The sequence below is a fragment of the Caulobacter sp. 1776 genome (genome assembly GCF_040545685.1).
Classification (GTDB): domain Bacteria; phylum Pseudomonadota; class Alphaproteobacteria; order Caulobacterales; family Caulobacteraceae; genus Caulobacter.
In genome coordinates this window covers 332,041-351,751 of record NZ_JBEPMI010000009.1, presented here as the reverse complement: position 1 = coordinate 351,751, position 19,711 = coordinate 332,041, and the positions used below count along the sequence as shown (strand labels likewise).

Here is a 19,711-nt window from a genome sequence, read left to right as displayed (position 1 = left end):
GTCGGCCAGATGGAAACCGGCGCCGTCCTCGAACCCGCCGTCAAATACCAGCGCATCGCCCAGACCAAGGGCTTGCCGCGCGATAATCATTAGACTGAAGGAAATGGCCATGACGGCGACGATCAAGGCGGCGAAGCTTCTCCGCGCGACCCTGGCCAGCGTTCTGGGCCTGGCGACCGTCGCCGTGGCCACGACCGCGCCGGCCCAGGTCTGGCGGGCCGATTCCGGGCATGGGACCTATTCCAACCCGCCCCTCAACGCCGACTACCCCGATCCCGACATCATCCGGGTCGGCGAGGATTTCTATTTCGCCTCGACGACCTTCCTGAACACGCCGGGCCTGGTGATCCTGCACTCCAAGGATCTGGTGAACTGGGACATCGCCAGCCACGTCATGCCGCGGCTGACGGGCAACCCCAAATACGATCTGGTCGACGGTGGCGACTATCGGCATGGCGTCTACGCGCCCAGCCTGCGCCATCACAACGGCCGCTTCTACATCGCCGTCACCCCGGTCGGCGGCAAGACGCGGATCTATTCGGCCGCGAAGATCTCGGGCCCCTGGACCATGCGCGAGCTGGACCGCGAGGCGTTCGATCCGGGCCTGTTCATCGACACCGACGGCAAGGCCTATATCGCCACCTCCATCGGCTCGAACGGCACGATCACCCTGCTGAGCCTCAACGCCGACCTGTCGGCGGTCGTCGACGCCAAGGTGGTTCACTTCAACAAGGGGGCGGAAGGCTCCAAGCTGATCCGGCGCGGAGACTGGTACTATCTGTTCAACGCCATTCCCTCGCGCCTGGGCCTGACCGTGTCGCGCGCCCGGAGCCTGACCGGGCCCTGGGAGACGCGGCCTCAGATCGACGACACGACCGGCGGCCATCAGGGCGCCCTGGTCGATCTGCCGGGCGGCGGCTGGTACGGCTTCGTGATGCGCGACGCCGGCGCGGTGGGTCGCGTCACCAACATCAGCCCGGTCTTCTGGCAAGACGACTGGCCGGTGTGGGGGACGCCGGACGCCCCCGGCCGCGTGCCCGCCACCGCCGCCAAGCCGATCCTGGGCAAGCCGTTCAAGGAGCCGCCCAGCTCCGACGACTTCTCCGGCCGCGCGCTCGGTCGCCAGTGGCAATGGAACCACAATCCGGACGACCGGCGCTGGTCGCTGACCGAACGCCCGGGCTTCATGCGCCTGAAGGTCACGACCAGCGACGGGTTCTGGACCGCGCGCAACACGCTCGTGCAGAAGGGGCAGGGACCCCGCAGCCGTGGCGTGGCAAAGCTGGACCTGCGCGGCCTGGCGGCCGGCGACGAGTGCGGCCTGGGCACGTTCGGCAAATATTCCAGCCAGCTGGTCGTCACCCGCACGGCGGACGGGCTTGGCGCGATCAGCGCCCGCGTGATCGAGAGCACGACGCAAGGCCCCAAGACGACCCCATGGGGCGCGGCGCGCCCGATCCCCCTGGCCGACCTGTGGCTGTCGGTGACGATGGACTTCACCACCGACAAGAGCGCGCTCAGCTACAGCCTGGATGGAAAGACCTGGACCGCGACACAGGGCGATTTCCCGCTGGCGTTCGACTGGCGCACCGGCACCTTCCAGGGCGAGCAGTACGGCCTGTTCTGCTACAATCCGAACGGCGGCGACGGGCGTCTCGACATCGACAGCTTCACGCTGGAGAAGCCGTAGGAAAGATCGGCGCCCAACGTTGATCGCCTTTTAAATCCGCTCATCTCCGCGAAAGCGGGGATGAGCAGGGCTTGGGGCTGGATATCGAACGGCCCTAGACGCGCCGCCGAGCCCGCTACATCGACAGGCGGGTATCTTCCAGCGCCAGGTCGACCAGCGCGCGCATGGCCGCGCTGGCCGCTTCCGGATCGCCGGCCGCGATGGCGTCGCAGACCTTGGCGTGGTCGGGCACCGGATCGCGGGGCAGGGCCCGCAGGCGCTGCTTGAATTCGGTGGTCCAGCTGACCGCCGCGCCGATGCTGGCGCTGAGGGCGATCATCGCGTCGTTGTGGGTGGCGCGCAGCAAGGCGTCGTGGAATTCGCGGTCGGCCCTGCGGCCGGCTTCCGTCGCCAGGGTGTGGCGTTTCATCCCGGCAAGGGCCTCGCGCATGGCCTTGATGTCGTCCTTGTCGCGGCGCTCGGCCGCGAACCGCGCCGCCGCCGGCTCGACCACGGCGCGCAGCTCGAAGATGTCGCGCACGAAGGCGACGTCGGGCTCGGCCGCGAAGGCCCAGGCCAAGACGGTCGGGTCCAGGATGTTCCAGCGGCTGCGCGGCAGCACCCGCGTGCCGGCCTTGGGGCGGCTTTCCACCAGGCCCTTGGCGGTCAGGACCTGGACGGCCTCGCGATAGGCGCTGCGCGACACGTCGAGGGCTTCGGCATTGGCGATTTCGCCGCTCAGCGTCTCTCCCGGCGCGATCTGCCCCGAAACGATGGCGGTCCCCAGATAGTGAGCGACGGCGCCGCGCAGGCGTCGGCCAGACCCTCGCGCCGATCGCATGATCGGCTTGTCGTCCGGCTCGTCCGAAGGCATGGGCGTGCGATTCCTGGGTTGCGCGACGATCTATAAGCGCAACCTGGCGAGCCTTGGCAAGTTGTCAGGCGATCTGGAAGGGGGGTGTTACGCGCCTTTCCGGCTGTGTCGCCTTTGAAATACGGGAATATTTTCGATCATCTCGGCGCGAGAGGCGTGCGGTTGCGCTCGCCTCTCGCGCGAGGAGGTCAGACCTCAGGCTCGAGCTGAACGACCACCACGGACTTGGCGGGAATGTCGAGCGTCAGGCCCTTGGCCGAGCGTTTGGCCGTATAGGGCTTGGGCGCGACGGTGTTGGGCGCGGCGAACGTGTTGAAGGCGTCGACCCGGGGCGCGGTCAGCACCTGTCCCGTGGCGCTGGCGATCTTGCCGCCCGCCAGGTCGGGCGTGATCGTCACCGGCTTGGCCGGATCCAGGTTGGTCACCGCCAGCCAGAGCTTGCCGTGGGTGTCGCGCACCGCCGTGGCGTCGATGCGCGGCAGCTTGATGTCGCCCTGCATATAGGTCCCGGCCTCGAAGCCGACCGGCACGAACGTCGCGTCCTGGAACGGCAGGTACATCTTGTAGACGTGATAGGTCGGGGTCAGGACCATCTTGTCCTTGTCGGTCAGGATCATCGCCTGCAGCACATTGACCATCTGGGCGATGTTGGTCATCCGCACGCGGTCGGCGTGGCGGGCGAAGATGTTCAGGTTCAGGGCCGCGACGATGGCGTCGCGCAACGAGTTCTGCTGGACCAGGAAGCCGGGATCGGTGCCTTCCAGCGGCGCCAGCCAGACGCCCCATTCGTCGACGACCAGCGGCACCTTCTTGTCGGGATCGTACTTGTCCATGATCGCCGCGTGCTTGGCGACCAGGTCGTCCATGCCCAGGGTCTCGCGCAGCAGCTTGGCGTAGGCGGTCTCGTCGAACTTGGTGCTGGAATAGGACGGCGGCCAGCCGCCGGTGGTGTAGGAGTGCAGCGACAGGCCTTCGATGTTCCAGGCCCAGTCGTGCCCCTTCTGGGCGGCCATCACCGCTTCGGTATAGGCCGGATCGCCCTGGTTGGGGCCGACGGCGATCCGCTGCATGGCCTCGGCGCCGGTCTGCTTGGGATTGTAGTTACGGACGAAGCGGGCGTAGCGCTTCATCTCGTCGGCATAGTATTCGGGGCGCATGGCGCCGCCGCAGCTCCAGCTTTCGTTGCCGAGGCCCAGATACTTGACCTTGTAGGGCGCCGGATGGCCGTTGGCCGCCCGCGCCTTGCCCGCCGTCGTGGCCGGGTCGGCGGTCATGTATTCGATCCACTCGGCGGCCTCCTGGACCGTGCCGGAGCCGACATTCACCGAGACATAGGCCTCGGCGCCGATCTGCTCGACGAAGTCCATGAATTCGTCCGTGCCGAAGGTGTTGGGCTCGACCGCCCCGCCCCAGTTGGAGTTGATGGTCGTGTGCCGGGCCTCGGCCGGGCCGATCCCGCGCCGCCAGTGATACTCGTCGGCGAAGCAGCCGCCGGGCCAGCGGACATTGGGCGTCTTGATGGCCCGCAGCGCCTCGACCACGTCCTTGCGGATGCCGCGCGTGTTCGGGATGGGCGAGTCCTTGCCGACCCAGACGCCGCCATAGATCCCCGAGCCCAGGTGCTCGGCGAACTGGCCGAAGATGTTGCGGTCGATCTTGGGGCCGGGCTTCGTGGCGTCGATCCGCAGGGCGATCGGCGCGTCGGCCCCGGCCTGCGCGTGAACGGGGGCCTGCGCCTGAACCAGGGTCGGCGCGGCCGCCGCGAGCGTGAGGGCGCAGGCGGCCATCGGCCAGGTCATTCTGATCATCTTGTCTCCCCTTTTTCTATCGGCCCGGCGCGGCGTCGGCGTGGGCGTAGACGCCCAGCAGCGCGCCCACGAAGCCGCCGGCCTTCTTGGTCGAAAGGATCGTGCCGTCCTCGTCGGCCTTCAGCGTCTTCCACTGGCCGGCGGCGAGGGCGTACGAGAAGTCATAGGCGCCGCCGCGGGCGGTGATCTTCAGCCAGACGGGCGCGCCGGCCTTCAGGGCGACCGGCGCGCCGGCCACCTTCACGCCGCCCTCGGGATCGCTCGCGCTGGCGCGGCGCTCGAGCACGATCTCGTCTTGGCCGTCGGCGTTTCGCGTCAGGCCCAGGAAGAAGAAGTGCGCGTCGTTCTGCACCGCGACCAGGCCGGCCTTGTCGCCGGCCTTGGTCGGGCGGAAACGCATTTCCGTCGAGGCGCTGGCGTTCATGTGTTGCTGACGCCGTCCCCAGAAGGACGGCTGGGTCATGCCGCCGATCGTCTCCGGGCGCGCGCTCAGCACCAGCTTGCCACCGTCCAGCCGCCACCACTTTTGCTGCGGGATCCGCATGGTCACCCAGCTGAGCGGCAGGGCCTTGCCGTCGAACGCCTCGCGGACCTTGAAGGCGCCCGAGGTCGGCGGCGGCTTGGGCGTGGTCGGCGGCAGGTTCGGCTTGGCGTGGACGTACGGAATGGTCTTGCCGTTCTCCAGGATGATCGGCCAGCCGTCCTTCCACTCCACGGGCAGCAGGAAGGTCTCGCGCCCGGTGTTGTAGAGGTCGTCGCCATAGGGACGCACCGCCAGGAAGGTCGCCCACCACTTGCCGTCCGGCGTGTCGACCAGATTGGCGTGGCCCGCCGAGGTGATCGGCAGCGGGCGGTCCTTGGGCAGGCCCCGCTGGGTCAGGATCGGATTGTTCGGATAGGGGACGTAAGGTCCCCAGGCGCTTTTCGAGCGCAAGGCGACCTGGCTGTGGCCCTCGGCGGTGCCGCCCTCGGCCGCGATCAGATAGTACCAGCCGTCCTTCTTCAGGATGTGCGGGCCTTCGGGCCAGATCGGCTTGGCGGCCGGGTTGACGCCCTTGTCCAGCAGCAGCTTGCGTTCGCCGACGGTCTTCCTGGCCTTGATGTCGTAGCCGATCGCCCAGATGGCGCGATGGCCGCTGTATTCGGGCGGGCCGGGCGGTTCGCCGTTGAAGACGATCATCGCGGAGCCGTCATCGTCGAAGAACAGATAGGGGTCGATGCCCTCGACCGCCGGCAGCCAGACCGGATCCGACCACGGACCCTTGGGATCGGTCGCGGTGATCAGGAAGTTGCCCCGGCAGTCGACGCAGGTGTTGAGGATGTAGAACACCCCGTCACGGTGGCTCAGCGTCGGGGCGAACACCGCGCGCGACAGGCCAAGGCGCCCGAAGTCCAGCATGCCGGGGCGGTCGATCGCATTGCCGATCTGGTTCCAGTGCACGAGGTCGGTCGAATGGAAGACCGGCAGCCCGGGGAACCAGGCGAAGGTCGAACTGACGTAGTAGAAGTCCTTGCCGACCCGCATGACCGCCGGATCGGGATAGGTCCCCTTCAGAATCGGGTTGGCGTACTGGCTCGCGGTCGGCTTGAAGGCCGCGTCCGACGGATCGGCGCCGTCGTATTCGAACCAGTCGAACGCCGCGCTTGGCTCTGTCTTGGTCGGGGGCGCGGCTGGCTCCAGGGCCCGCGCCTGGCTCGCGCCGGCGGCCACGATCGCGAGGGCCGAGGCGAGCCCCGCCGCCATGCCACGAAGCGGTTGGCGCGACCGATGGCCTGCTGAAGCGTGCGCGAACATGGCGTTTCCTCTCTACCGCCGCGGCTGACGCGGTCCCTATTATGTCTGGCAAGTCGCCGTCGAAGGTGGCCCCTGGCGCGGCGGCGCCGGGCCACCCTAGCGTCTGAAATTCGCCGATGGTAGCGCTAACTTTCGTCAAGCCAAGCCGATCGGTTCGGGGCTTGTGAGGCGTCGTCGCTCTGTGCTTTTGTCGGAGTTATTGTGGCGAGATTCCACCGACCACGGCCCGGTGTGACGACGCGCGATGACCGTTGAGCCGCTGTTCGAGAGCCCCCATGACCCATGCCCTGACTCGCAGGACCACGCTGGCCGTCCTCGGCGCCTCGACGGCCCTGGCGGGAACGACGGCGCGCGCCGCCGCGCCCAAGGCCGCGCCGCCGCGCCTCTGGTACCGCCAGCCGGCCAAGGCCTGGGTCGAGGCCCTGCCGGTCGGCTCGGGCAGGCTGGGGGCGATGATCTTCGGCGGCGTCGCGGCCGAGCGGCTGCAGCTGAACGAGGACACCCTGTGGGCCGGCGGTCCGTACGAACCGATCAATCCGGAGGCCAGAGGCGCCCTGCCGGAGATCCGCCGCCTGATCGACGCCGGCGAATACGCCAAGGCCACGGAACTGGCCGACGCCAAGTTCATGGGCTTGCCCAAGCGGCAGATGGCCTATCAGACGATCGGCGATCTGAAGCTGGATTTCCCCGGCCTGGGAGAGGCGGGAAGCGACTATGTCCGCGACCTCGACATCGATGGGGCCATCGCGACCACCCGCTTCACGGCCGGCGGCGTCCACTATGTCCGCGAGGTGATCGGCAGCGCGCCGGACGGGGTGATCGCGGTGCGCCTGGCGGCGAGCCGGAAGGGTGCGATCAGCGTCGACCTGTCCTTCGCCAGCCCCCTGAAGTCCAAGCCGGTCGCGTCGGTCGCGGGCGGGCAACTCATCCTGGCCGGAACCAACGACAGCCAGCAAGGCATCCCGGCCAGGCTGACGTTCGAGTGCCGGGTCGACGCGCGGGCCAGGGGCGGCAAGGTGACGGGCCAGGGCGACACGCTCTCGGTGCGGGGCGCCGACGAGGTGCTGCTGCTGATCGCGGCGGCCACCAGCTATCGCCGCTACGACGACGTCTCGGGCGATCCGGCGGCGCTGAACAAGGCGACCCTGGCCAAGCTGGCGACCAAGCCCTGGACCACGATCCTGGCCGAGCATCAGGCCGACCACCGCGCCCTGTTCCGCCGGGTCGGCGTCGACTTCGGCCGCACCCGCGCCGACCTGCTGCCGACCGACCAGCGGATCAAGCAGTCGCCAACCACCGACGATCCGTCGCTGGCGGCGCTGTACTACCAGTACGGCCGATACCTGCTGATCGCCTGCTCGCGCCCGGGCGGCCAGCCGGCCAATCTGCAGGGGATCTGGAACGACAAGACCTCTCCGCCCTGGGAGAGCAAGTACACGATCAACATCAACACCGAGATGAACTACTGGCCGGCGGAGCCGACCAATCTGGCCGAGACCGTCGAGCCGCTGATCGGCCTGGTCGAGGGGCTGGCCGAGACCGGGGCGCGCATGGCCAAGGCCATGTACGGCGCGCGCGGCTGGGTCACGCACCACAACACCGACCTGTGGCGCGCCACCGCCCCGATCGACGGCCCGCTCTGGGGCGTCTGGCCGACCGGCGGCGCCTGGCTCTGCAAGCACGTCTGGGATCACTACGACTACGGTCGCGATCAGGCCTATCTGGCGCGGGTCTATCCGCTGATGAAGGGCTCGGCGCGGTTCTTCCTCGACACCCTGGTGGTCGACCCGAAGTTCGGGGCGCTGGTCACCAATCCGTCGATCTCGCCCGAGAACGATCACGGCCACGGCTCGTCGCTGGCGGCCGGCCCGACCATGGACCAGGCGATCGTCCGCGACCTGTTCGACAACTGCCTGAAGGCCGAAGCCCTGCTTGGCGCGGACCCGGCCTTCGTCGCCGAGCTGAAGGCGGCGCGCGACAAGCTGGCGCCGTACAAGATCGGCAAGGACGGCCAGCTTCAGGAGTGGCAGGAGGATTGGGACGCCGACGCCGCCGACATCCACCACCGGCACGTCTCGCACCTCTACGGCCTGTTTCCCTCGGACCAGATCGCGATCGACACCACGCCGAAGCTGGCGGCGGCGGCCAAGACCTCGCTGCTGACGCGCGGCGACCTGGCCACCGGCTGGGCCATCGCCTGGCGCCTGAACCTGTGGGCGCGGCTGGGTGACGGCGACCACGCCCACAGCGTGCTCAAGCTGCTGCTGGGCCCCGAGCGGACCTATCCGAACATGTTCGACGCCCACCCGCCATTCCAGATCGACGGCAATTTCGGCGGGACCTCGGGCATGACCGAGATGATCCTGCAAAGCCGCAACGACCGGATCTATCTGCTGCCGGCCCTGCCATCGGCCTGGCCGACCGGCCATGTCACCGGCCTGCGGGCCCGCGGCGCGGTCGGGGTCGACGTCCGCTGGGCGGGCGGCAAGCTGGCCGAGGCCGTGCTGACCGCCGGGGCCGACGGCCGCCACACCGTGGTCCACGCTGGCTCGACACTGGAGGTCGAGCTCAAGAAAGGCCAGGCCGCCCGCCTCGTGCCGCGCGGCGGCGCCCTGGCGCGCGCCTGATCGACGGAACCGAACGGCTCCCCGTCGCCTTCGTCTCCGAGGCAGGAGGGAACAATGCTGGACGACTTCATCGATGACGTGATTTCGCGGCTGATGACCGGCGCGGGGCTGATCATGGCGGCGGCGATCGGCGCCGTGACGGGCGCGATGGCGATCTATGCGTTCCTGTCGCCGCTGCTGGGCAGCGCGTGGGCCTATGTGGCCGTCGCGGGCCTGGCCGGCGCCACGGTCGCGATCTGGAGCATGGCCCACAGACGCTATCGCGCTCGCCACCGGCGTCCGCCGCTGGAGCAGCGGATCGTCGACCTGGTCCAAGCCCATCCCAGCGGCGCCTTCGTGGCCGGCCTGGCCGCCGGCGTGCTGGTCAAGGGCAAGCCCTGGCAGGCGCTGGACATCCTCAAGGCCATGCCGAAGGGCAAGGGGGGCTAGCCGCAGGGCTCCGTCCGCCCCGTTTCCAAGTCGACGCGGAAGCACTGCTCGCGGCCCGTCGTCTCGTCACGAACGATCAGCGCCACGTCCCCATCGTCGTCGAGGTCAGTGTCGTGGGCGAAATCCTCGAGATAGGCGACGGCGGCGGCCTCGGGGCTCGCCTCGTCGACACCGCGAGCATGGTGGCCGTGCAGGTGGCGGGCGCGGACGGTGAAGTTGGGCATGGCGGTCTCCTGCGGGGAGAACGCACGCGGGCCGAATTGGATTCCTACATCGCGTCCAAGAACGTCCCCGGGCCGTAGACGGCGACCAGATCGACATTGTGCTGCGCCGAACCGTCGGTCAGGTCGAGGTAGAAGTTCTCGACCGCGCGGGCGTAGATCCCGACGTGGGCCTTTTGACCCTCGGCGATCAGGTAGCCGATCATGCCGGCCTTCACCGCCAGGTCGTGATCGAAGCCGCCCATGCGCTCGGTGGCTACGGCGTCGAAATAACCTTGGGACGCCACGACGCCATTGATCGCGGCGGTCACGTCGATGCCTCCGGCGGCCGCCAGATCCTTGCCGATGACGGTGTCGTAGGCCTTCTCGACCGCTTGGCGGAAGGTGAGGCCCTTGTAGGCGTCGGCGAAAGCCGCCTTGCCTTCGCCGACCAGGCCCAGATTGGCGCTGAAGTTGATGTAGCGGTTCTCCGTGCTCATCGCCGCGTAGATGCCGCCCGCGTCGTTCAGGTCGCTGGCGTTGTCCGGTGAATTGACGAGGTAGGAGAGGCCGGCCTTGCCAGGGCTCTTGCCGGTGAAGAACTGATAGGCGGTCAGCGCGACGGCGGTAGTCGAGATCGCGAAGGGCTCGAGGGCCCGGACGGCGTCGCGGGTCGAAGCCGTCAACGCCGGCCAGAGCGAGGGGATGTTCGCTTGGTCCCCGGCCTTGACCGCGTCGAGCAGCGTGAGCGCCTTGTAGGTCGCGGTCTTGTCGGCGAGGGCGACGCCGAACCCCTGGGCGTCGTTGTCGGTGACGACGATCGAGAATTTGTCGCCGACTCGTGGATCGGCGGAGAACGCGACGTTTCGGAGCTGAGTGATGTCGAAAACGCCGTCACCGACGGCGCCATTTTCGAAGACGTTGAGGATGGCTTGAGCCTTGGTTTGACCGGCCGCGAAAACGACCGTCACCGACGCGGAGGAGCTGGATCCGGGAGCGGAGCCCGTGATCAGAAGGGTCGCGCTCACGGCCTGGGCCTGGGGCGTCGACAGCGCCAGATCGATGGTCAGCTTGCCGCCTTCCATCACAGCGCTCGCGGACGACAGGGTTAGGAAGCTAATCGTCTCGATCTTCGGATCGAAGCCCAACTGGGCCGAGGTCAGGGCTGTCGCGCTGGTGTTCTTGAACACGCCGAAGCTTGTCCAGTTGTCGGCCCATTTGATCTGCAAGACCGTATCGGCGCCGAGCTGGGCTAGCCTGGCGAAGCCCGTGGAAAACGGGTTCGTGCCTTGGACCCAGCCCGTTCCGAGCTTGAGGAAGGGGGTCATGTCCAGCCGGTCCGCGCTGGAGAAGTCCCCAATCGTGAAAGGACGCCCGCCGCCGGCCAATTCGTGGATCTGGAAAAGGTCGGCGCCGGCGTCGCCGTAGACGAGGCCGCCCGAGACGAGGGAAAAGGTGTCATTGCCGGCGCCGCCATGCACGGTGACGGACTGTGTTCCGTAGACCTGGAGGATTAGGGTGTCGTCGCCGTCGCCCCCGTCCACCGTGACCATGCCCGGCTGGTAGGACTGTTTCCGAACGGCGATCGTGTCGTTTCCCGCGCCGCCGGAGACTTCGAAATCCCCCGATCCGGGCACGTCGATATGGTCGCTACCCGCGGTCCCGACGATCGCCGTCATGCGCCTCACCCCCAAACGCTATGCGTGTGCATCTCGCTTAGGTAACGCTTATCGTGTTGTCAATTTGCCAAGCGAAAACGGCGGCGGACCGGGGCCCGCCGCCGCGTGTTCGTTCAGACCGCTCGGCCTCAGACCAGGTTGTATTCCGGCTTGGCGTAGGTCCCGATCAGGTCGACGCCATAGACGTCGTGGCTGACCTGGTCGGCGAAGAAGGCGTCGGCGGACTTGGCGTAGACGCCGATGTCGGCCTTCTCGGCCTCGGCCATCAGCCAGCCGACCATGGCCGCCTTGGTCCCCTGGCCGTTGGCCCCGTCGCCGCCGTAGCTGGCGAAGTAGTCGGCGCGGCCGTCGATCAGGGCGTGGATCTTGTCGTCCGTCGGGGTCAGGCCGAAGATCGCGGCATAGGCCTTGCGGGTGGCGTCGAACAGCGACAGCCCGCCGTAGTTGGTCGAGAAGCTGGCCGCGCCCTCGCCGACCTTGCCCAGGTTGACCGAGAAGTTGATGTAGCGGTTCTCGATGTTGAACGACTGGTAGTAGGCGCTGTTGAGGTTGTTGGCGTTGGCGCCGTTCGGGTTCACCAGATAGTCCATGCCGGCCGTCGTCGGGGTCTTGCCGGTGAAGAACTGGTAGGAGAGGGCGGCCACGGCGCTGGTCGAGATCGCCGCCTTGGTCACCTGGGTGATGGCGTCGGCATAGGTGGTCCCCGAGGCCATGGCCGCGCCCAGGGTCTTGGTCATGGCGTCCGCGCCGGTCGAGAAGGCCGCCAGGCGCAGAACGTTGGTCATGGCCGAGGCGACCCGGCTGTCGACGACGGACAGCGTGCGGTCCGAGAAGGCCAGGTTTTCGATATTGACGACGCTGTCGGTCCCGTCGGTCCCGCTGTTGTCCTTGACCGACCAGCCGCCATTGGCGGTGGCGATGATCGTGTAGGCCGAGGCCTTGCCGGCGTAGACGGCCGTGTCCAGGCCTAGGCCGCCGTCCAGCGTGTCGGAGCCTTGGCCGCCCGTGATGCGGTTGGCGACGGCGTTGCCGTTGATGATGTCGGCCGCTGTGCCGCCGATGGCGTTCTCGACGGTCGCGCCGATGGCGATGGTGACATTGCCGGTCAGGCCGCCGACGCTGGAGAAGAAGCCCGGGCGCAAGTCGATGGTCTGGGCGACCTTGTAGCCGGAGAAGTCGAAGGTGTCGGTCCCGCCGGCGTCCCACACGGCGAAGACCAGCTTGGTCGACGACGAGGTGGCGCTGAACCAGTCGCGGCCGGCGGTCGCGTTGAAGCCGTAGGTCGTGTCGCCGGTGCGCGTGGTCATGTTGGCGCCGTAGGCCAGCTGGGCGGCGGCGATGTCGTCCAGCAGCGGGGCCGAGGCGTAGATCCCGCTAAAGGAGCCGCCGGTGTTGGCCTCGCCGAAATAGGACATCACCGTGTACTGGCGGCTGTCCTCGTAATAGGTCGCGTCGGTGGCGTAGGTGATGGTCTTGTCTGCGCCAGCGTCGTAGTCGGCCGGGTGGGCCAGGCCGATCGCGTGGCCCAGCTCGTGGACCAGCACCATGCCGCCGTAGTTGGTGCCCGTCGGGCTAGTGTTGTAGCTCAGGCTGGAATTGACCCAGACGTCGCCCGAACTGCTGCCGGCCGCGTAGTTGCCCGGATAGTAGGCGAAGGCCGCCGCGCCGGACTCGCCGGTGCTATAGTTGCCGAACAGGATGGCGGCGCTGTTGCTGTAGGCCGCTTCGCCGATGGCGCCTTCGCCCACGCGCACGAAGGTGACGTTGGCGACGTCCGACCAGGAGGCCAGGGCCTTCTCGGCCTGCAGGATCTGGGCGGCGTTGAATTGCGAGAAGCCGCCGGTGTCGCTGGGCATCGTGCCGGGCGCGGTGGCGCGGAACGCGTAGCTGACCGTGGCGCCGACCTGGAACGCGTTAGACCAACCCGGCTCGCCGCGCAGCAGCTGCAAGGCGGCCTCGCTCACCGTCAGGCTGGTCTTGCCGGCCACCACCCCGGTCCGGGAATCGGCGTTGACGAAGGCGTTCGGCGTATCGCCGCCCGTAACGGACACCGAGTCGTCTGACGCGAGGGGAAACGGTTCGATACTCACGGCCTATACTCCAGTCGCCCCACGTCCGAAGTATGGCCAACGTCGAATTCCTCTGCAATCTCCGCTATTTGCGACAAACCCGCACAGTATCTGGCCAAGCTAAGCGGCGCTGTATCGTGGCGCGCGTCGCCACATTTTCACAATTGTCCGCATTCTGTGGCTGATTTGCCACACCTAAATCGTTACATGGCGCGTTTGTCGTGCTGGGTTCCGGGGACATGTCGGGCCCGCGACATACGAACAAGAGGGTTTAGAGATGAAGATGCGATTGCTGGTCGGCGTCGCGGCGGCCGCGCTGAGCGCGGCTTCCGGGGCCATGGCCCAGAGCGCGACGAGTGGCTGGTACGTCGCGGGCGACGCCGGCTACCACGAGCCCGCGGACGTCAAGGCGCGTTCCACCAACAACTACGACTGGACGTTCTCCAGCGACAAGGATTGGGCCGCCTTCGGCCGGCTGGGCTACAAGTTCACGCCGAACTTCCGCGTGGAAGCCGAATACGGCTATCGCCCCAGCGACATGCAGAGCGTGCGCGGCGCGGGCGGCTCCGGCACCGGGACCACGGGCGGCGCCCAGCCGATCGGTCTCTGCACCGCCGGCGTGGCGCGCACCTCGGCCGCTCCGACCTGCGGCGAGCCCAAGGGCGAGTTCAAGGCCACCACCTTGATGGCCAACGCCATCTATGACTTCGCGCCGAACTCCAGCCTGAACCCGTTCATCGGCGCCGGCGTCGGCACGGCCTGGGTCCACAACAAGGTCTATGGCCAGCTGTCGGGCGTTCCGGCCGGCGCGGCCATCTACCAGAACACCAGCTTCGACGATGTCGACCAGGGCATGGCGATGCAGGCCCTGATCGGCCTGGGCTGGAACTTCGCCGAGAACTGGTCGCTGGACCTGACGGGCCGCTATCTGCGCACCACCAAGCTCGACTGGGGCTCGGTGACGCAGAACGCCGGTCCGGCCGGCGGCTCGATCACCGATGTCGGCACGTTCTCGGGCCGCTACAAGGACACCTCGGTGACCCTGGGTCTGCGCTACACCTTCGGGTCGCCGCCGCCCCCGCCGCCGCCGCCTCCCCCGCCGCCGCCGCCGCCGCCCCCGCCGCCTCCGCCGCCTCCCCCGCCGCCGCCGCCTCCGGCTGCTCCGGCCTACGAGGCGCGTGAGTTCGTGGTCTACTTCCCGTTCGATCAGTACGTGCTGACGCCGGAAGCCCAGGCCGTGGTCCAACAAGCGGCTGACTACGCCAAGGCCGGCGGCGCTTCGAAGATCGTGGTGACGGGTCACACCGACACCTCGGGCTCGAACGCCTACAACCAGAAGCTCTCGGAACGCCGCGCCAAGGCCGTGGCCGACGGCCTGGTCGGCATGGGCGTCACGGCCACCGCCGTGTCGGTCGACTGGAAGGGCGAAACCGCTCCGGCCGTCGCCACTGGCGATGGCGTCAAGGAGCCGCTGAACCGCCGCTCGACGGTCTCGATCACCTTCTAAGGGTATCGACGATCGACAGGATCTGGGGCTGGCCGAAAGGCCGGCCCCTTTTTCTTTGGGCGGAGAAATCGAGACCTGAAACGGAAAGACGCTCCCGATGGGGCGTCGGGAGCGTCCAATCCGGCGGGCCAAGAGGGCGTAGGACCGCCGTCATGCGACCGGCAGGCAATGGGGCGCCGATCTCATGGAAAGGGCTTGGCGCGATCCGAGCGCCTTGGGCGCTCGGACAACGGTGTTCGACTATACGCCGGCGCTCGCGCCAGGCGAATCGAAACGCGCCAAATCCAGCGGGTGCGACAAATGGCGCGGGAGCGGCGAGGGTAGGTCCAGCATCCGCGCGACCAGATGCTCGGCCAGCAGCGGCGCCAGGCAGAAGCCGCGCGAGCCCAGGCCCGTCAGCACCAGCACGCCGTCGGCGCGGATCCCAGCCAGGGGTGTCCGGTCCGGCGTGGTGGCGCGGATCGCGGCGCGGCCCTCGAAGGTCTTGCCGGCCAGCCGCCCGGCCAGGGCGGGCAGGCCCTTGGCCAGGGTGTCAAGGTTGCGGCCGTGGTCCTCGGGACGGACGTCGACGGCGGTCTCATCCCGGTCGTGGGTGGCTCCGAACAGCAGGCCCGAACGCGTTGGAATGGCGTAGCCGCCGAACGCGACGGGCGCGGTCGACAGGCCGTCGATCCAGCTGGCCTGGCCGCGCACCGGGCGCAGGGCGACCCCGTCCGTCGTCGCGCCCCCAGCCAGGGCGACGCGGTCGGCCCGGACGATCAGCGCGCCGTCCTCGTCCAGCAGGCGCCAGCCATCCTCGCCTCGCTCCAGGCGGGCGACCCGCCGACGGACGATGTCGCCGCACCAGGCGGTGGTGACGACGGGCGGCTCGATGACCAGGCTCGCGGCCATGGCCAGGGCCGGGACCTCGGCGCCCAGCCGCGCGGCGGTCTGGTCGGGGGACAGAACGGTCATGGCGCCGGGCTCGAAGAGGTCCTGCTCGGCGACCTTGGCGAAGCGGCCCGCGTCGCGCTCGGTCGTGGCCAGCTGCAGCACCTCGCGGGCGATCACCACGCCCGGCTCGGCCTCGTATAGCGCCACGGCGCGGGCGAAGGCCTGGGCGTACAGCGCCGCGCGCGGGCCGCCGCCGGCGTCGAGAGCCGGGGTGACCAGGGCGGCGGGATTGCCGGAGGCGGACACCCCGTCCGGATCGTCGATCACGGTGACCGCCAGCCCCTCGGCGCGGGCGGCGCGGGCCAGGGAGGCGCCGGCGATCCCGCCGCCGACGATGGCCAGGGTTTCTGGCCGGGGGGCGACCTCGCGCGCGTCCTTTTCGCCTGGCGGGAGCAGCCAGGCCTCCAGCCGCTCGCGCTTGCGGCCGAAGCCGGGGCGCTTGGCGATCTCGAAGCCGGCGGCCTGCAAGCCCCGCCGCACGGCCCCGGCCACGGTGAAGGTCGCCGCGCGGGCGCCGGGCGCGGACCGCCTGGCCACGGCGGCCAGCACCTCGTCGCGCCACATGGCCGGGTTCAGGGCGGGGGAGAAGCCGTCCAGGAACCAGGCGTCGGCCGCCCCGTCCCAGGCCTCCAGCGCCTCGACCACGTCCATGACGGCCAGGTCCAGCACGGCGTCGAAGCCGGGTAGGTCGATGCGGTGAAAGCCGCGCGCCCGGCCGGGCCAGTGGTCCAGCAGCCCCTGGGCCGCCGCGCCCAGCTCGGGCCAATGGGCAAGGATCCGGGCGGCCTCGTCGCGGGCCAGCGGATGGGCCTCGATCGAGAAGATGTGGAGACGGCCTTCCGGCGGCTTTTCGCGCCGCCACAGGTCGAGCAGGGCGGCGATGTTCAGCCCCGAGCCGAAGCCGAGTTCGCCGACCACGAAGTCTCGCCCCTCGGCGAACCTTTCCGGCAGGCCACAGCCGGCCAGGAACACCGCCCGGGTCTCGGCCAGGCCGTCGACGCTGGAGAAATAGACGTCGCCGTACAGGCTGGACTGCGGCAGGCCGTCCTCGCGCCAGACGAGGGGCGAGCCGTCTTGGGGAGCGGCAGGATCCATCGGCCTGCTAGAGCCATCGCCGTAGGTCAAACGTCAAGGTCACTCCCCAAACCCGCTCTCCCCGGCGAAAGCCGGGGCCCAGATTCATCCGGAGAGCCAGGCGTGAAAGCGCCCTCCGCCGAGGATCGACGAAGGGCGCTCGTGGTTCGATCTGGGCCCCGGCTTTCGCCGGGGAGAACGGACCTGGTTGGCGCGAGCCCGTTAGTGCGCCGCCTTCTTCTCTTCCGGCTTGGCGTCCGCGGCGGCCGTGGCCTTGGCGTCGGCCGGGGCCGAGGTCGCGCCCGTGGCGGCGGCGTCGTTGGCGGTCTGGGCGGCGGTGTCCGCGGGATCGGCCGGGGCGGCGGCGGCGTCGGCGGCGGCCTTGTTGGCGTCGGCGGCGGCCTGCTCCTTGGCCGAGGCGGCGTCGGTCACGGTGCTGGCGTCGGCGGCGGCGGCCTTGGCGGCGGCGCTGTCGCCCTCGGCCTCGTCCTTCTTGCCGCAGGCGGCCAGCGACAGGGCCGAGACGGCCACGCCAGCGATCAGGAGCTTGCGCAGGATAGTGGTGTTCATGAGGTTTCCCCTTGCTGGCCACCGCCTTGCGGGCGGCATGTCGGGCGAAAGGAATACCGGTTCGAAAGCGCGTGCAAGTTACGACGCGCTAACTTGGTCCGTAAGCCAAGTCCTTTTGGCCCTGGGCTATTCCGGCGGGATCTGCGCCAGCGCCTCTTCCAGCTCGGCGAAGCTGGGCTGGGCGGGGCTGGGCACGTGGCCGCGGCCGATCTCGACCGAGATCTGGGCGGCGTTGCCGTGCAGGTGGGCGACCAGGACGGCCTGGATGATCTTGTAGAAGGCGCCGTCCTCGTTGACGACGGCCTGCAGGCGGGTGGCCATCGGGCCGACCAGGCCATAGGCCATGAACACGCCCAGGAACGTGCCGACCAGCGCGCCGCCGATCATGCCGCCCAGCACGGCCGGCGGTTCGGTGATCGAACCCATGGTCTTGATGACGCCCAGCACGGCGGCGACGATGCCCAGCGCCGGAAGGGCGTCGGCCATGCTCTGGAGGGCGTGGGCGGGCTCGAGCGCCTCGTGGTGATGCTTCTCGAGCTGCTTTTCCATCGCGTCCTCGACCTGGTGCGGATCTTCCAGGTTCATGGTCATCATCCGTAGGGTGTCGCAGATGAAGTCGACGGCGAAGTGGTCGTGGGTGATCTTCGGATAGCGGGCGAAGATCGTGCTCTCGTGCGGCTTTTCGATGTGGCTTTCCAGGGCGATGACGCCCTTGGACTTCATCGTCTTGGTCAGCAGGAACAGCAGGGACAGCAGATCGCGATAGTCCGAGGCCTTCCACTTGGGACCCTTGAAGACCTTGCCGAAGCCGCCGGCGGTGGCCTTGATCACGGTCATCGAGTTCGAGATCAGGAACGCCGCGACGCCCGCGCCCAGGATGGCCATCAGCTCGTGCGGAGCGGCCTCGATGATCACGTCCAGCTTGCCGCCCGACATGATGTAGCTGCCGAACACCAAGCCGAAGAGCAGGACGATGCCGATGATCTGGAACATGGTGTTAGGCCGACCCCGAGTTTGACGGCGCATGATCGCGGTTAATGATTAATCCAAGGTTCTCACATGGCGCGGCGCGGCGCTGTGACCTGCGACACATTGCGCGCGTCCTCCGCCAGGTCTAACGATTGTTTGATGAGTGGGGAGACACCAGAAGCCCGGGCCAACCGGGGCGCGTTCGCGATCCTCTTCGGCGTGTCGGTCGCGACCGCCATGGGGAACACCGGCATGCTCTCGGTGCTGCCGGCCATCGGCCGCCAGATCGGCATACCGGACGCCCTGGTGGCGGGGATCTTCTCGCTGTCGGCGGTGCTGTGGGCGGTGACCTCGCCGTTCTGGGCCCGGCAGTCGGACCTGCGCGGGCGCAAGCCGCTGATCCTGCTGGGCCTGACCGGCTTCTGCGTCTCGATGACCCTGTGCGCTGTCGTCGTCTCGGCGGGCTTGCATCACCTGGCGCCGCCGATGGTGATCTTCGGCCTGTTCCTGACGGCGCGGGCCCTGTTCGGCGGCTTCGGCTCGGCGACCAATCCGGCGGCCCAGGCCTATATGGCCGAGCGGACCAGCCGCGAGGAACGCACCCAGACCATGGCCACCCTGGCCGGGGCCTTCGGCCTGGGCACCGTGGTCGGGCCGCTGCTGGCCCCGCTGTTCGTGCTGCCGGTCGTGGGCCTGGCCGGGCCGATGTTCGCCTTCGCGGCCCTGGCGGCGGCGATGCTGGTCGTCGTCCATCGCGGCCTGCCCGAGACCTTCAAGCCCGGACGCGGCGAGACCCCGCCGCGCCGCCGCGGCGTCCTGCCTTGGCGGGGCGGGGGCCTCGCCCTGTGGCGCGACCCGCGTCTGAAGCCCTTTCTGATCTTCGGCTTCCTGGTCGCCTCGTGCCAGACGGCCCAGACCCAGACCCTGGGTTTTCTGATCATCGACAAGCTGGGCCTGCCGCCGGTCAAGGCCCAGGGCTTCATCACCCTGGCCATGGCGGCCGGCGCCGTGGCGGGCCTGCTGGCCCAATGGGGCCTGATCCGCATGTTCCGGATGGGACCGAAGGACCTGATGCGCTGGGGCGTCGGCGCGGCGGCCCTGGGCAACATCATCGTGGCCTTCGCGCCCGACTACGCCGCCGTCGCCATCGGCTACGCCATCGCCAGCCTGGGCTACGGCTTCGCGCGCCCGGGCTTCACGGCCGGCGCCTCGCTGTCGGTGGACGCCAAGGACCAGGCCGGCGCGGCCGGCGCCATCGCCGCGATCAACGGCCTCAACGTCGTGGTCGCCCCGCTGTTCGTGCTGCTCTACGAGCGGATCGGCTGGGGTCCGTTCGTGCTGAACGCGATCATCCTGGCCAGCCTGCTGGCCTACGCCCTGCGCCAGGCGGTGCTGCGCTCGATCGACAAGGGCGGGGCGCGGGAAGAGGCGACGATCGCGGGGCTGGAGCGCAGCGACGAGGGCGGGGTTTGAAAAACGCCTGTCATCCCGGGCGAAGCGTAGCGCAG

15 protein-coding genes are annotated in these 19,711 nt (G+C 68.9%); 6 read left to right on the top strand and 9 right to left on the bottom strand.

All coding sequences use genetic code 11. The features are described 5' to 3' along the window. Both ABIC66_RS24110 and ABIC66_RS24105 read left to right on the top strand, forming a co-directional pair. Positions 1 to 93, top strand: a 93-nt coding sequence (locus tag ABIC66_RS24110; protein ID WP_354073886.1) for a hypothetical protein, incomplete at its 5' end; no start/stop codon positions are given. A gap of 16 nt (positions 94 to 109) precedes the next feature. Continuing rightward, complete coding sequence (locus ABIC66_RS24105) at positions 110 to 1,690, top strand: glycoside hydrolase family 43 protein (protein WP_354073872.1); 1,581 nt, start codon at positions 110 to 112, stop codon at positions 1,688 to 1,690. Between the two features lie 115 nt (positions 1,691 to 1,805). Here ABIC66_RS24105 and ABIC66_RS24100 read toward each other — a convergent pair whose 3' ends face one another. The 3 genes from ABIC66_RS24100 to ABIC66_RS24090 form a co-directional block, all read right to left on the bottom strand. After that, on the bottom strand, positions 1,806 to 2,543 hold the full coding sequence (locus tag ABIC66_RS24100; protein WP_354073870.1) for a FadR/GntR family transcriptional regulator: 738 nt from the start codon (positions 2,541 to 2,543) through the stop codon (positions 1,806 to 1,808). A gap of 188 nt (positions 2,544 to 2,731) precedes the next feature. Further along, entirely contained in the window at positions 2,732 to 4,351 is a 1,620-nt protein-coding gene (locus tag ABIC66_RS24095; protein ID WP_354073868.1) for an alpha-N-arabinofuranosidase, read from the bottom strand. Between the two features lie 16 nt (positions 4,352 to 4,367). Continuing rightward, on the bottom strand, positions 4,368 to 6,095 hold the full coding sequence (locus tag ABIC66_RS24090) for a glycoside hydrolase family 43 protein (protein WP_354073867.1): 1,728 nt from the start codon (positions 6,093 to 6,095) through the stop codon (positions 4,368 to 4,370). Between the two features lie 326 nt (positions 6,096 to 6,421). Between ABIC66_RS24090 and ABIC66_RS24085 the strand changes: the two genes are divergently transcribed. Then, positions 6,422 to 8,773, top strand: a complete 2,352-nt coding sequence (locus ABIC66_RS24085) for a glycoside hydrolase family 95 protein (protein WP_354073866.1) — start codon at positions 6,422 to 6,424, stop codon at positions 8,771 to 8,773. Between the two features lie 54 nt (positions 8,774 to 8,827). Further along, positions 8,828 to 9,202 carry a hypothetical protein gene (locus tag ABIC66_RS24080; RefSeq protein WP_354073864.1) on the top strand — a complete coding sequence of 125 codons (375 nt, stop codon included), beginning with the start codon at positions 8,828 to 8,830 and terminating at the stop codon, positions 9,200 to 9,202. On the opposite strand, the gene ABIC66_RS24075 is transcribed toward ABIC66_RS24080, so the two are convergent. The 3 genes from ABIC66_RS24075 to sapA all read right to left on the bottom strand — a co-directional run bounded on the left by ABIC66_RS24075 (position 9,199) and on the right by sapA (position 13,171). Then, complete coding sequence (locus tag ABIC66_RS24075; protein ID WP_354073862.1) at positions 9,199 to 9,426, bottom strand: DUF5961 family protein; 228 nt, start codon at positions 9,424 to 9,426, stop codon at positions 9,199 to 9,201. The genes ABIC66_RS24080 and ABIC66_RS24075 overlap by 4 nt on opposite strands. A 44-nt stretch (positions 9,427 to 9,470) precedes the next feature. Further along, the gene (locus tag ABIC66_RS24070; RefSeq protein WP_354073860.1) at positions 9,471 to 11,081 is read right to left on the bottom strand and encodes a hypothetical protein; all 1,611 of its coding nucleotides are present in this window, start codon (positions 11,079 to 11,081) and stop codon (positions 9,471 to 9,473) included. Between the two features lie 128 nt (positions 11,082 to 11,209). Continuing rightward, positions 11,210 to 13,171: a protease SapA gene (gene sapA, locus ABIC66_RS24065; RefSeq protein WP_354073858.1), complete on the bottom strand. Its 1,962-nt coding sequence runs from the start codon at positions 13,169 to 13,171 to the stop codon at positions 11,210 to 11,212. Between the two features lie 256 nt (positions 13,172 to 13,427). Between sapA and ABIC66_RS24060 the strand changes: the two genes are divergently transcribed. Next, the gene (locus ABIC66_RS24060) at positions 13,428 to 14,657 is read left to right on the top strand and encodes an OmpA family protein (protein WP_354073856.1); all 1,230 of its coding nucleotides are present in this window, start codon (positions 13,428 to 13,430) and stop codon (positions 14,655 to 14,657) included. A gap of 240 nt (positions 14,658 to 14,897) precedes the next feature. Here ABIC66_RS24060 and mnmC2 read toward each other — a convergent pair whose 3' ends face one another. The 3 genes from mnmC2 to motA all read right to left on the bottom strand — a co-directional run bounded on the left by mnmC2 (position 14,898) and on the right by motA (position 18,227). After that, positions 14,898 to 16,685, bottom strand: a complete 1,788-nt coding sequence (gene mnmC2 / locus ABIC66_RS24055) for a tRNA (5-methylaminomethyl-2-thiouridine)(34)-methyltransferase MnmC2 (protein ID WP_354073854.1) — start codon at positions 16,683 to 16,685, stop codon at positions 14,898 to 14,900. Positions 16,686 to 16,886: 201 nt separating this feature from the next. Then, positions 16,887 to 17,234 carry a hypothetical protein gene (locus ABIC66_RS24050; RefSeq protein ID WP_354073852.1) on the bottom strand — a complete coding sequence of 116 codons (348 nt, stop codon included), beginning with the start codon at positions 17,232 to 17,234 and terminating at the stop codon, positions 16,887 to 16,889. Between the two features lie 126 nt (positions 17,235 to 17,360). After that, a complete protein-coding gene (motA, locus tag ABIC66_RS24045) occupies positions 17,361 to 18,227 on the bottom strand; it encodes a flagellar motor stator protein MotA (protein WP_354073851.1) in 867 nt (288 codons plus the stop codon). 135 nt (positions 18,228 to 18,362) lie between these two features. Here motA and ABIC66_RS24040 point away from each other — a divergent pair, with 135 nt between their 5' ends. Continuing rightward, a complete protein-coding gene (locus tag ABIC66_RS24040) occupies positions 18,363 to 19,676 on the top strand; it encodes an MFS transporter (RefSeq protein ID WP_354073849.1) in 1,314 nt (437 codons plus the stop codon). Positions 19,677 to 19,711: the final 35 nt, after the last annotated feature.